General features: G+C 48.0%; 12 protein-coding genes. 9 read left to right on the top strand and 3 right to left on the bottom strand.

What is annotated here, in order from left to right; translation table 11 throughout:
• The first annotated feature begins 65 nt into the window (after window positions 1–65).
• The 4 genes from ACTHTA_RS04955 to ACTHTA_RS04940 all read left to right on the top strand — a co-directional run bounded on the left by ACTHTA_RS04955 (window position 66) and on the right by ACTHTA_RS04940 (window position 2,599).
• Window positions 66–584: a GbsR/MarR family transcriptional regulator gene (locus ACTHTA_RS04955; protein ID WP_063068990.1), complete on the top strand. Its 519-nt coding sequence runs from the start codon at window positions 66–68 to the stop codon at window positions 582–584.
• A 265-nt stretch (window positions 585–849) separates the two neighbouring features.
• Window positions 850–1,239, top strand: coding sequence for a DoxX-like family protein (locus tag ACTHTA_RS04950; RefSeq protein ID WP_308887573.1), 390 nt, complete (start codon window positions 850–852; stop codon window positions 1,237–1,239).
• Window positions 1,236–1,718, top strand: a complete 483-nt coding sequence (locus tag ACTHTA_RS04945; RefSeq protein WP_308887574.1) for a DUF2269 family protein — start codon at window positions 1,236–1,238, stop codon at window positions 1,716–1,718. The genes ACTHTA_RS04950 and ACTHTA_RS04945 overlap by 4 nt, the downstream gene beginning before the upstream one ends.
• Before the next feature lie 41 nt (window positions 1,719–1,759).
• Complete coding sequence (locus ACTHTA_RS04940; protein ID WP_440364077.1) at window positions 1,760–2,599, top strand: NAD-dependent epimerase/dehydratase family protein; 840 nt, start codon at window positions 1,760–1,762, stop codon at window positions 2,597–2,599.
• A gap of 125 nt (window positions 2,600–2,724) precedes the next feature.
• Here ACTHTA_RS04940 and mobA read toward each other — a convergent pair whose 3' ends face one another.
• Entirely contained in the window at window positions 2,725–3,306 is a 582-nt protein-coding gene (gene mobA, locus ACTHTA_RS04935; RefSeq protein WP_049328535.1) for a molybdenum cofactor guanylyltransferase MobA, read from the bottom strand.
• Window positions 3,307–3,564: 258 nt separating this feature from the next.
• Here mobA and ACTHTA_RS04930 point away from each other — a divergent pair, with 258 nt between their 5' ends.
• The 3 genes from ACTHTA_RS04930 (at window position 3,565) to trmB (ending at window position 6,832) form a co-directional block, all read left to right on the top strand.
• Window positions 3,565–5,325 carry a histidine kinase gene (locus tag ACTHTA_RS04930; RefSeq protein ID WP_440364078.1) on the top strand — a complete coding sequence of 587 codons (1,761 nt, stop codon included), beginning with the start codon at window positions 3,565–3,567 and terminating at the stop codon, window positions 5,323–5,325.
• Window positions 5,322–5,978 carry a response regulator gene (locus ACTHTA_RS04925; RefSeq protein ID WP_049333503.1) on the top strand — a complete coding sequence of 219 codons (657 nt, stop codon included), beginning with the start codon at window positions 5,322–5,324 and terminating at the stop codon, window positions 5,976–5,978. Before ACTHTA_RS04930 ends, ACTHTA_RS04925 begins: the two co-directional genes overlap by 4 nt.
• A gap of 137 nt (window positions 5,979–6,115) precedes the next feature.
• Entirely contained in the window at window positions 6,116–6,832 is a 717-nt protein-coding gene (gene trmB, locus ACTHTA_RS04920) for a tRNA (guanosine(46)-N7)-methyltransferase TrmB (protein WP_003683649.1), read from the top strand.
• Window positions 6,833–6,891: 59 nt separating this feature from the next.
• Here the strand turns inward: trmB and ilvA are convergent, their stop codons facing one another.
• Complete coding sequence (ilvA, locus tag ACTHTA_RS04915) at window positions 6,892–8,415, bottom strand: threonine ammonia-lyase, biosynthetic (RefSeq protein ID WP_313971365.1); 1,524 nt, start codon at window positions 8,413–8,415, stop codon at window positions 6,892–6,894.
• A 204-nt stretch (window positions 8,416–8,619) separates the two neighbouring features.
• Here ilvA and ACTHTA_RS04910 point away from each other — a divergent pair, with 204 nt between their 5' ends.
• Entirely contained in the window at window positions 8,620–9,837 is a 1,218-nt protein-coding gene (locus ACTHTA_RS04910; protein ID WP_308887579.1) for a D-alanyl-D-alanine carboxypeptidase family protein, read from the top strand.
• A gap of 229 nt (window positions 9,838–10,066) precedes the next feature.
• Here the strand turns inward: ACTHTA_RS04910 and ACTHTA_RS04905 are convergent, their stop codons facing one another.
• The gene (locus tag ACTHTA_RS04905; protein WP_440364079.1) at window positions 10,067–11,689 is read right to left on the bottom strand and encodes an ABC-F family ATPase; all 1,623 of its coding nucleotides are present in this window, start codon (window positions 11,687–11,689) and stop codon (window positions 10,067–10,069) included.
• Window positions 11,690–11,875: 186 nt separating this feature from the next.
• Between ACTHTA_RS04905 and ACTHTA_RS04900 the strand changes: the two genes are divergently transcribed.
• A complete protein-coding gene (locus tag ACTHTA_RS04900; RefSeq protein WP_308887581.1) occupies window positions 11,876–12,070 on the top strand; it encodes a hypothetical protein in 195 nt (64 codons plus the stop codon).
• Window positions 12,071–12,079 lie beyond the last annotated feature (9 nt).

Below are 12,079 nucleotides of genomic sequence, written 5' to 3'. Positions count from 1 at the left end.
AACGGCAAAAAATTTTTTTATTTCTGTATTGACAGAAATAAAAAATGGAATAGAATATCATCACTATGAAACTGAATCCGACCACTGAAAAATTTATCCTCCATTGGGGCGAAATGGGTACCAAATGGGGCGTAAACCGTACCGTTGCGCAAATCCATGCCCTGCTCTACATCTTAGGCAGACCGATGAACGCCGAAGAAATTACCGAAACGCTCGGCGTAGCGCGCTCCAATGTCAGCAACAGTATCAAAGAGCTGCAAAACCTGAGACTGGTGCATACTGTGCATATCTTGGGCGACAGGCGCGATCATTTTGAAACTTCGGATGATGTCTGGACTTTGTTCCGCACCATTGCAGAAGTGCGTATGCAGCGTGAAATCGAACCGACGCGGCAATTTTTGCAAAGCCTGATCGACAGCCCTGAATTTAGCCAGGAAAATGAAACTGCCAAGCAGAGAATCCAACAAACCCATGATTTCATTAGTACGCTGACCGTGTGGGCAAATGAAATGCTGAAGCTTTCCACTTCAACCATGGTGAAAATTTTGAAAATTGGCGCAGGAATACAAAAATTTTTCCGTTGATGGCAATGGACTTGTGAGCAATAAACACAGGCAATATTATTTTAGGATATGGAAACATGCTCATGGCAGCCTTGTATGGGCATGTTTATCTGAAGCTTAATGTTCCTTTGTAGATTTTGAATCACTGGATATGGATTTCCCTCCTAAAGAAATAATCCAAAAGCCTATCTAAAATTTTTTATCCTATAATTTCTCTTTTAACAGAAATTATAGAAATTACAGACAGTATGTATATTTAAACACTAAAACAAAATAGGAAACCAGCATGTCTGACAACTCTACGCACACCCTCCCCGCCTACCTGCCTTACTCGATGGGGCTGCTATGGCTCTGGAGCGGTACCCAACCTCTGTTTTTCATTCCTGGAATGTCATTGGATTTGCTGCACTCGGTCGGCATTCCCGATCCGTTGCAATGGCCGACATTAATTGTCGCTTCACTATTGGATATCGGTTTTGCCTTTTTATGCTTCAGCCGCTTGCGCTCCCGTTCCGAAATATGGCTGCTGCAATTGATAACCGTCGCGGCATACAGCCTGATTATTGCCTTTAGATTGCCCGAGATGTGGGCGCATCCATTTTCGCCTTTGTTAAAAAACCTGCCGATTATGGCTACTTTGTTTTTCCTGTATCAATCCGTAGGAGATAAAAAATGAACACCTATTTAATCGTTAAAACCCTGCACATCATCTCGGCTACCTTAATGGTCGGCACCGGTTTTGGTACAGCATTTTACCTCTTTTGGACAAACCGTAGCGGTTCGGTTGCCGCGCAGTCGGTCGTCTCGCATTGGGTTATCAAAGCCGATTGGTGGTTTACGACCCCCGCCGTCATTTTCCAACCCTTATCCGGCTTATGGATGCTGTATGAACGCGGCTACACTATTGCCACTATGCTGGAACAAAATTGGGTATGGATGACGCTTGGCTTATACGTTCTCTCGGGTATTTGCTGGCTACCCGTTGTTTGGCTACAAATCCGCATGGCAAAGATTGCCGAAAAAGCGCACAAAGAAAACGCAGACACCATTCCGGAACCCTATTGGCGTTACGCCAGACGCTGGGAGTTGCTGGGCTATCCCGCCTTTTGCGCCACTATTGTGATTTACTTCCTGATGGTGATGAAACCGATTTAAAGGTTTTCAGACGGCCTCAGCAACAATATAAAGAAAAACATATGAACATCATCATTTTCGGAGGCAGCGGCTTCATCGGCAGCCGTACCGTTCAAATCCTCAAAGAACAAGGTTACCAAGTTTGCACGCCCGACCGCCGCGCCTTCGACTTTCTTCATCCAAATGAAACAGCCGCACGCCGTTTATTGGAAGGACAAGACGTCCTCATCAACTGCATTGGAATTATGAGCCGTCATGCCGAAATACTCGAAACCGTACACCACCACACGCCCAAACAGCTTGCCGCATGGGCAAAAGCAGCAGGCATCAAACGCTGGGTGCAACTATCCGCACTGGGTGCCGACCCATCTCAATCCATCAACTTTGTCGGCAGTAAAGGACGTGGAGATGATGCCGTCGTCCAAAGCGGTATGCCGACTGCCATAGCCAGACCATCCGTCGTTTACGGACGTGGAGGAACCAGCTGCGAACTGTTCATCAAATTAGCCTGCCTCCCTTTGCTTCCTCTGCCGGAAGGCGGACACTTTCATTTGCAGCCCGTACACCTTGCCGATGTTGCCGAAGGTTTGGCGAAACTTGCCGTTCTAACTGGCAATAACCATAGCATCATCAATATGACCGGCAGCCAAACGCTGACTTTGGCGAAATACCTGACCACCATCCGCCAAACCCTGCACCATAAACCGCCGCAACGTATCCTACCCGTTCCCCTGCGTCTGATTAACCCTGCGCTACCATTGGTAAATATCCTCAGCAACGACATTATCAGCCGCGACAGCTTTGCCCTACTCAAGCAAGGCTCATGCGCCGACTATTCTAATTTTGCAGCTTTACTAGGCAGGGAACCATTGGCAGCAGAAAACTTTGCTGGTTGCCTATAATTCATTTATCTTTAAAATGATAAAACAAAGGCCGTCTGTTTTTCAGACGGCCTAAAGTTTTAATAAAATACTTTAATTGCAAAACAATTCAGTTCATCAGAGACTTATTGCTTCTATCTATCCAACTACAAAGGCTGGGCCAAATCGTTTTCCGTGTTGTAGCTGATAAAATCCTGTTCATGAGGAAAATGGACAACCCTTGCACGCTGTTGCTGCAGCCAGCCGCGGATGCTGCGCATTCCTGAATAAAGGTATGGCACGGTGCTTTGCAGGATTTGCGGCCGGATAAACATCACGCTGTAATGCGGTCTGGCAGGGGTCTCCACATAAAACGCATTGCACAATGGCGTGCGCCGCGCGATGGTTTCAAACTGGGAAACCAAGTTCTCCGGCAAACGCGGCATATCGCAGGATACGATAAGCAGCCAATCGGCAGTGGCAATTTGCAAATCATTGGCGGCGGTACACAAAGCAGCTAAAGGGCCGTAATGCTGCCATTGGCGCGCGTCCGAGAAAACGTGTGCGCTACGTTGGGCGTAAGATTCGAGATTACGGTTGGCACTGATGGCGATATGGCTGACTTGGGGGCGGATTTTTTCGATAACATGATCTATCAAGGCTTTGTTGTGCCATTGCACCAACCCCTTATCGACACCTCCCATCCGGCTTCCCTGCCCGCCGGCCAATATCAGTGCGAAAATTTTCATTTTGGTAGTCCTTTGCGAAGCAGAGTATGGAGTATGGTTCAAGATGTTGTGTTTATTGGATAAGTTTCAAGATTTCAGGCTGTCTGAAACCTTATTTTTATGATTTAATTCACTTGAGATGAATTTTATCATAACATGATTTTACATTAAACCCCTGTTTTTTCTTATCATAACCATACAATTATTTTAGACAGGTTGTTTATAGACCAAAAGAATGATATTTTTATAAGATTATCGGATTAGTTCCCTGCGTGCTTTATGCGATTATTCTCCGGATCTTCAGACGGCCTGAGCCTGTCTTCGCGTTTAAAACTGCTGACTTTTTTATGGGTCAGTTCGGCGTTTTTGTCGATTGTCTTTACCCTGCTGCTTTCTTGGCGTTTGGAAAGCGCAGCCAAAACGATTGAAGATGCGGGCAGTTTGAAAATGCAGGTGTATCGTTTGGCTTATATGGCAAGCGTCCGTACACCCAATGCGCAAATTGACAACCAAATCAAAGAATTTGAGCGTACGCTGGCCAATGTGACGCAAAGCGATGCTATTCATCCGCTGATTCCGTCTCAAATGCCTCTGGCTTACGACTTGATTCAATCGATGCTGTTGATTGATTGGGAATCTAACATCAAGCCGTCTTTGCAGCATTACGAGCGTCCGACCCAAATCGGCCTATACCGTTTTGCCGGCAATATCGAGCTGTTTTTACAGGCGATGGAAAATGCCAACGAGCAAAATACCTTGTGGCTTCGCCGCTTTCAAATGGCCATGATGCTGATGATCTTTGTGGCTGCAGGCTTGATGATTGTTTGGCATTATTCATGGATTATCCGACCCTTGGAAAAACTGCGTGATGGTGTAGAGACCATCAGCAAAGGGCATTTCGGCGTTCAAATCGAGACAGACCAGATCCGTGAGTTTGCTCAAGTAAGCAAGGGCTTTAACCAAATGAGCCGCCGTCTGCATACGCTTTATACAGACTTGGAAGGACAAGTTGCCAAACAAACCCAAGACTTAGCGCGGCAAAACCGTGATTTGACCCTGCTCTACCAAACCACGCGTAATCTGCACCAAACCTTTACGCCGCAACAGGCGGCAGAAGAATTTTTAACTCAAATTCTACCGGCGTTTTCAGCTTTGGGCGGTACGGTATATCTTTCCGATGAGGAGCGGAAACGTTCTGATTTGGCGGCAAGTGTCGGTGAAACCGAAGAAGGAAATCGTGTAGAATTTCCGATCGTTTATCAAGACGAACAGCTCGGCGTACTGACCCTATATTTTTCAGACGGCCATATGCCTGATGAGCAAGACGAAAAACTGCTGCATACTTTAAGCGGACAACTGGGCATCTCCATCGCCAACAACCGCATGGAACAAGAGCGCCGCCTGCTTGCAGTCTTGCAGGAGCGTAACTTGATTGCGCAAGGTTTGCATGACAGCATCGCGCAAGCTTTGACCTTTTTGAATTTGCAGGTACAAATGCTGGAAAGCGCGTTTGCCTCAGACCAACGCGAGCAGGCCGAAGAAAATATCGGCTTCATCAAAGACGGCGTGCAGGAATGCTACGAAGACGTACGCGAACTTTTGATGAATTTCCGGACCAAAATCAGTAATAAAGATTTTCCTGAAGCGGTAGAATCGCTGCTGGCGCGTTTTGAACGACAAACCGGTATTCCAGTTGATTTAAAATGGCAGGACGACGGGCAAGCTTTGAATTATGATGAGCATTTGCAGATCATCTTCATCCTGCAGGAAAGCCTATCAAATATCCGGAAGCACGCGCGTGCGCAACATGTCAGCGTCGAAATTGCCAACCACGGCGATTTTGTCATGACCATTCGTGACGACGGCGCAGGCTTTAATAAAGAACACCTATCAAACCGGCCTTCAGGCGAACATGTCGGCTTGGGCATTATGCAAGAACGGGCCCAACGGATTAACGCAGAATTGGCCATTACATCGCAGATTGGGCAAGGTACGGCGGTTATGCTGACTTTGCCGCAACAAATGAGAACAGCATCATGACGATTAAAATTACCCTTATTGACGACCACACCCTATTTCGCAGCGGTATCAAGGCCTTGCTTTCGCGCCAGCCTGATTTTGAAGTCATCGGCGAAGCTTCAGACGGCCTAGCCGGCGTAAAAATGGTTGAGCAGCTCAAGCCTGATGTGGTCTTGCTGGACTTGGATATGCCGGTTATGAACGGCCGCGAAGCATTGGCTCAAATTTTAAGTATCAATCCGCAGCTGACCGTCATCATGCTGACTGTTTCCGAAGACAGCGATGATTTGACCGAATGTATGCGTATGGGTGCAAAAGGCTTTTTGCTGAAAAACATCAATGCCGACTTCCTGTTGGAAAGCATCCGCAAAGCTGTCGATGGCGACAACGTCTTTTCTCCAGAAATGACCAGCCGCTTGGTGCAATCGCTGATTTCTCCCTCTCCTTCCCGCTCCGACCATCTACTGGAGCAACTGACCCCGCGCGAGATGGAAATCTTGGGCTATCTTGCTGCCGGACACAGCAACAAAATCATTGCCCGCCATTTGAACTTGGCAGAGTCAACCGTCAAAGTGCATGTGCAAAACCTGTTGCGCAAGTTAAACCTAAGCAGCCGCGTCCAAGCTGCGGTTTATGCGGTGCAACACAAAGTACCGCAACCGGTATTGTCTTAAAAAGGCCGTCTGAAACCTTCTTTTTAAAAGGTTTCAGGAAAAGCGTTTATTCGCTATAATCACGCCGATTTATATGCAGGGTTGTCTGATTCTTTCAGACGGCCTTTTTATTTGATTTTTCACTGATTTAAAACAACATGTCCGAAAACATTCCAGAAAATACACCCGAAAATACCGTTCCGGAAGAACACAAACGCAGCATCCGCAGTTTCGTCTTACGCCAAGGCCATATGACCGCGGCCCAACAGCGCGCCATTGATACGATGTGGCCGCAATTTGGTGTGGACTTTCAAGATGCTCCTTTGGATTTGAACCGCGCTTTTGGACGGGACAATCCTAAAGTATTGGAAATCGGTTTCGGTATGGGTGTTGCGACAGTGGAAATCGCCAAACGTCTGCCCGATACCGACTTTTTAGCGATTGATGTTCACGGCCCAGGTGTCGGTAATATTTTGAAGCTGATTGAGGAAGAACACATTTCCAATATCCGTGTGATGCGTCATGATGCGGTGGAAGTAGTGGAAAAGATGCTGGAAGACGGTTCTTTAGACGGCATTCATATTTTCTTCCCTGACCCTTGGCACAAAAAACGCCACAATAAACGCCGCTTGGTACAAGTGCCGTTTGTTGAAAAGCTGCTGCCCAAACTCAAAAGCGGCGGCTATGTCCATATGGCGACCGACTGGGAAGAATACGCCGTGCAAATGCTGGAGGTTTTGAGCAGTTTCGACGCTTTGCAAAACACGGCTGCCGATTACGCCCCTACACCTGATTATCGCCCTGAAACCAAATTTGAAGCCCGAGGCAAACGATTGGGTCATGGCGTTTGGGACTTGGTGTTCCGTAAGAAATAAAGCCAAACATAAAACACAAGGCCGTCTGAAAAATTTCAGACGGCCTTTTATCTTACTGATTAAGCCAAGAAAAGTTTATAAGCCGGATTATCGGTTTCTTCTTTATAAACATAACCCAAGCTCTCCAAAAAGTCGGTAAAGGCTTCATTGTCGCTTTCAGGTACATCGATACCGACCAAAATACGGCCGTAGTCCGCACCATGATTGCGATAATGGAACAAAGTGATATTCCATTCGGCGCGCATATGGTTCAAGAAACGGGACAATGCGCCGGGGCGTTCCGGAAATTCAAAGCTGACCAAGCGTTCGCTGGAAACTTTTTCCGTCCGCCCCCCGACCATATAACGGATATGGATTTTGGCGATTTCGTCATTGGTCAGGTCAACATTCGGCAAGCCTGCGTCAGCCAGTTGTTTGCTGATGACGGCCAAGTCTTGCGCACCGGCAGTTTGCAGGCCGACAAAAATATGAGCATTGTTGTCATTGCCGTAGCGATAGTTGAACTCGGTAATATTCCGACTGCCCAAGACATTGATAAATTTAAGGAAGCTGCCTTTTTCTTCAGGAATGGTAACGGCAAAAATACCTTCGTTGCCCTCGCCCAGCTCACTGCGTTCTGAAACATGGCGCAGACGGTGGAAGTTCATGTTGGCACCGCTGGTGACGGCAACCAAATTTTGACCTTGGATATTGTTTTTCGCAACGTAAGCCTTCAGGCCGGCAAGGGCCAATGCGCCCGCAGGCTCGGTAATGCTGCGCGTATCGTCAAAAATATCTTTAATCGCGCCGCACAACATATCCGTATTGACCGTAATAATCTCGTCCAGCAGCTCTTTACACAGGCGGAAGGTTTCATCACCGACAACCTTGACCGCCGTGCCGTCTGAAAACAGGCCGACATCTTTCAAATGTACGATTTCCCCTGCCTCAACCGATTGCTTCATACAGCAAGAATCATCGGTTTGCACGCCAATGACTTTAATTTCAGGGCAAACCTGTTTAATAAATGCCGCCACGCCAGCCGCCAAACCGCCGCCGCCAATCGGCACAAAAATCGCATTGATATTGCGGTGTTGACGGAGGATTTCCATGCCGATGGTTCCCTGACCCGCAATCACATCAGGATCATCAAACGGCGCGATATAGGTCAGTTTTTCCTTTTCTGCCAACTCCATCGCATAATCATAGGCATCGTTGTAAGACACACCTTTCAATACCACTTCACCGCCACGGCTCTTTACTGCATCAATTTTGATTTTCGGCGTAGTTTCCGGCATCACGATGACGGCGCGGCAACCCAAATATTGAGCCGATAAAGCCACACCCTGCGCATGGTTGCCCGCGCTTGCTGCAATCACGCCACAATCCAAGGCTTCTTTTGGCAGCTTCGCCATTTTGTTGTACGCGCCGCGAATTTTGAACGAAAACACCGGCTGCAAATCTTCACGTTTGAGCAAAACCTGATTGTTCAGACGGCCTGACAAACTGCGCGCCAAATCCAAAGGCGTTTCTACGGCCACATCATAAACTGAAGCGGTCAAAATACGGGTTAGATAATCAGAAAGAGGAAGGGAATGGTTCATGGTATTTTAGTGTTCGGAAATAAATTGCAATTCGGCCAAATCGACCGGAGGAAAAAGTTAAAACCATACCCCTGAGGCCGTCTGAAGGCAAGAAAAATCTTAGCAAAGCCTAAATGAGACGGTATAATGTCCGCTTAATATCTATTTAATATGCCAAACTGTTTGCCTCATAACAGTGTCCACTCATATTCAAATCCACAAATAATGATGAAAAAAACGCTACTTAGCTTAATTTTTGCTACTCTTATTAGTACTCCTGCCCTTGCTGCCGATCCGGTTGTATCCGCACCTGCCGTACAAAACGAGGCTCAAACGCAGCCGCTGCTGCACAGCATCAACAGCCCGACAACGCCGCCGGAAATTGCGGCAACTGCCTATATCGTTACCGACTTGCACAGCAAGCAAACCTTGGCATCCAACAATGCCGACACGCCTATCGAGCCTGCCGCGTTGACGCAAATGATGACTGCTTACCTTGCCTTTAAAGCACTGGAAAACGGTACGCTTGAGGCAGGCCAAATGCTGACTGTTTCCAATGCTGCATGGAAAGTCGAAGGTTCGCGCATGTTCCTCGATCCCAAAGTTCCTGTCAGCGTCAGCTCCTTGATTAAGGGTACAACCATCCAATCGGCCAACGATGCCGCCATTACCCTTGCTGAAGCCCTTGGCAACGGCTCTATCGATGAATTCGTCAAACAAATGAACGAAGAAGCCAAACGCTTGGGCATGAAGCACACCCACTTCAACAACCCGACCGGTATTTCTTCTAACGGCCATGTTTCAACCGTTGGCGACCTTGCCATCTTGGCTGCCGCGCTCATCAATGACTATCCGAAATATTATCCTTTATTTGCAAACAAATCTTTCAAATACAATAATATCGAGCAGCCCAACCGCAATCTCCTACTCTATCGCGACAGCAGTATCGACGGTTTGAAAACCGGCTATAGCGAAGGCGCAGGCTACCATCTCGCCGCTTCCAGCAAACGCAACAACCGCCGTATTGTTTCCATTCTTGCCGGTGCCGAATCCACCGAAGCGCGCGCCAGCGAAAGCAGCAAACTGCTCAACTGGTCATTGCAGGCATTTGATACGCCTAAACTATACAACGGCGGAGAAGTGATTTCCCAAGTCAAAGTTTACAAAGGCAGCACCAAAGCCGTAGATATCGGCTTCTTGGACGATGTTTACATTACTATTCCCCACGATACCGGCAAAAACGTCAAACCAATCTTAGAAACGCTTCAGCCCGTCCTCGCTCCGATTGAAAAAGGCCAAGTATTGGGCAAGCTGAAAGTCATGAAAGACGGTAAAATCATTGCCGAAAAAGACGTCGTCGCCCTGACCGGCGTAGAAGAAGGCAGCTGGTTGCGCCGTATGTGGGACGCGATTGTGTTGTGGTTTAAAAGTTTATTCAGTTAATCCTCTTTCTATCAAAACATAAATAAAGGCCGTCTGAAATTTTCAGACGGCCTTTTGTATATCTGTTTTATGGCTTTAATAAAAATTCCTAACAAGAAATTTATCCATTTTAATCTTAGCAGTTTCAGTGATTGCCAATATGAAACGCTTCAAAAAAATGTCGTCTGAAAACACAACGGTTTTCAGACGGCATTTCAATACCTTAATAGGTTATCAGTATGGGCTTAAACTAAGCCTTTTTCTCCAGATAGCTTTCGTAATCGCCCAAGTAGTGTTCATATCCGCCCTTGCCATCCAGCTCGATAATCTGTGTGGCGAGCGAGGAGACAAACTGGCGGTCGTGCGACACGAAAATCAACGTGCCGTTGTATTTTTCCAGTGCCATATTCAGCGATTCGATGCTTTCCATGTCCATGTGGTTGGTGGGTTCGTCCATAATCAGCACATTGGGTTTCAGCAGCAGGAGTTTGCCGTAGAGCATACGGCCTTTTTCGCCACCGGAGAGAACCTTCACTTTTTTCACGACATCGTTGCTGCCGAAGAGCAAGCGGCCCAAAGTGCCGCGGATGACTTGTTCGTCATCGCCTTCCTGACCCCATTGGCGCATCCATTCGCTCAGGTCCATATCGACGTCGAAGTCGTTTTCATGGTCTTGCGGATAGTAGCCGACACTGGCTTTTTCCGCCCATTTGATGGTGCCTTCGTCCGGCAGCAGGCCGTCTGAATATTCGGGGTTGTATGCGCCGGCCAAGAGTTTCAGCAAGGTAGATTTACCCGCGCCGTTCGGGCCGATGATGGCGAGGCGCTGACCAGCTTCGAGAATGAAGCTCAGGTTTTTGAACAACTGGGTTTCAAAGCGTTTGGCCAAGTTTTCGACTTCTACTGCCTGACGGTGCAGCTTGGCTTTTTCATCGGCTTCAAAGCGGATATACGGGTTTTGGCGGGTGGAAGGTTTGACTTCGACCATCTCGGCTTTGATTTTGTCTGCCTGTTTCAGACGGCTGGTTGCCTGACGGGCTTTGGATTTGTTGGCGGAGAAGCGGGCGACGAACTCTTGTAGCTCTTGCAGTTTTTCTTTTGCCTTGGCGTTGTCTTTCAGAGCGCGTTCGCGCGATTGGGCGGAGGCGAGCATGTAGTCGTCGTAGTTGCCCGGATAGATGGTGATGGTGTTGTAGTCCAAATCCGCCATATGGGTGCAGACTTCGTTCAAGAAGTGACGGTCGTGCGAGATGATAATCATGGTGGAGTCGTATTGGTTTAACACCCCCTCCAGCCAGCGGATGGTGTTGATGTCCAAGTTGTTGGTCGGCTCGTCAAGCAACAACACATCAGGTTTGGAGAACAGGGCTTGCGCCAGCAATACGCGCAGCTTGAAGCCCGGGGCGACTTCCGCCATGGTGGCATTGTGCAAATCTTCGGAAATGCCCACGCCGCTCAATAATTCGGCGGCGCGCGCTTCGGCGGTGTAGCCGTCGTATTCGGCGAACTTGGCTTCCAGTTCGGCGGCTTTCATGTAGTCGTCTTCGGTGGCTTCGGGATTGGCGTAAATCGCATCACGCTCGGTCATTGCCGCCCACATTTCAGTGTGACCCATCATCACCACGTCCAGCACGCGCATGTCTTCGTAGGCAAACTGGTCTTGGCGCAATTTACCCAAACGCACGCCGTTTTCAATCGCTACTTCGCCGGCAGTCTGTTCCAAATCGCCGCCGAGGATTTTCATGAAGGTGGATTTGCCCGAACCGTTCGCGCCGATCAAGCCGTAGCGGTTGCCTTCGCCGAACTTGACGGATACGTTTTCAAACAGCGGCTTTGCGCCGAACTGCATGGTGATGCCGTTGGTAGAAATCATTATTCGTAAAACCTTTATAAATAGAATGTTATAATCGGACGCGATTGTAGCATATTTTTGCAAAGACCTCAGGATTGAGGCCATGGCAAATGTGTCCAATACCCGATGCAAGATGAAAACAGGCAGTGCTTCACGCAAAAACGCGTTGTAGTCAGCATTTCAGGCCGTCTGAAACGGAGAATCTATATGGAAACGCACAAAATCTATTACGCCGTGATTATTTTGGTATGTGCCGCCTCCATGCTGCTCAGCCCGTTTTTCTATATCCGCCGCACGCGCTCTGGCACTGAATTACGACGTGCACCCAGACAGTGGAAACCCATCCTCTTCGCCAACATCATCATGATTGTGGCTTTGTTTGTTTGGTGGAAATGGTTTTAAGGAAAAATA

The sequence above is a fragment of the Neisseria sp. P0013.S005 genome, assembly GCF_051958425.1.
Taxonomy (GTDB): Bacteria; Pseudomonadota; Gammaproteobacteria; order Burkholderiales; family Neisseriaceae; genus Neisseria; species Neisseria subflava.
Note: the sequence above shows the minus strand (reverse complement) of the source record. Positions and strands in the feature narration are given on the sequence as shown.

What these genes read in the sequence shown, in the direction of transcription:
- ACTHTA_RS04925 (WP_049333503.1), top strand. Translation starts at nt 5,322, where the DNA reads ATGACGATTAAAATTACCCTTATTGACGACCACACCCTATTTCGCAGC.
- ACTHTA_RS04955 (WP_063068990.1), top strand. Translation starts at nt 66, where the DNA reads ATGAAACTGAATCCGACCACTGAAAAATTTATCCTCCATTGGGGCGAA.
- mobA (WP_049328535.1), bottom strand. Translation starts at nt 3,306, where the DNA reads ATGAAAATTTTCGCACTGATATTGGCCGGCGGGCAGGGAAGCCGGATG.
- ACTHTA_RS04950 (WP_308887573.1), top strand. Translation starts at nt 850, where the DNA reads ATGTCTGACAACTCTACGCACACCCTCCCCGCCTACCTGCCTTACTCG.
- ACTHTA_RS04905 (WP_440364079.1), bottom strand. Translation starts at nt 11,689, where the DNA reads ATGATTTCTACCAACGGCATCACCATGCAGTTCGGCGCAAAGCCGCTG.
- ACTHTA_RS04900 (WP_308887581.1), top strand. Translation starts at nt 11,876, where the DNA reads ATGGAAACGCACAAAATCTATTACGCCGTGATTATTTTGGTATGTGCC.
- ACTHTA_RS04930 (WP_440364078.1), top strand. Translation starts at nt 3,565, where the DNA reads ATGCGATTATTCTCCGGATCTTCAGACGGCCTGAGCCTGTCTTCGCGT.
- ACTHTA_RS04945 (WP_308887574.1), top strand. Translation starts at nt 1,236, where the DNA reads ATGAACACCTATTTAATCGTTAAAACCCTGCACATCATCTCGGCTACC.
- ACTHTA_RS04940 (WP_440364077.1), top strand. Translation starts at nt 1,760, where the DNA reads ATGAACATCATCATTTTCGGAGGCAGCGGCTTCATCGGCAGCCGTACC.
- ilvA (WP_313971365.1), bottom strand. Translation starts at nt 8,415, where the DNA reads ATGAACCATTCCCTTCCTCTTTCTGATTATCTAACCCGTATTTTGACC.
- trmB (WP_003683649.1), top strand. Translation starts at nt 6,116, where the DNA reads ATGTCCGAAAACATTCCAGAAAATACACCCGAAAATACCGTTCCGGAA.
- ACTHTA_RS04910 (WP_308887579.1), top strand. Translation starts at nt 8,620, where the DNA reads ATGATGAAAAAAACGCTACTTAGCTTAATTTTTGCTACTCTTATTAGT.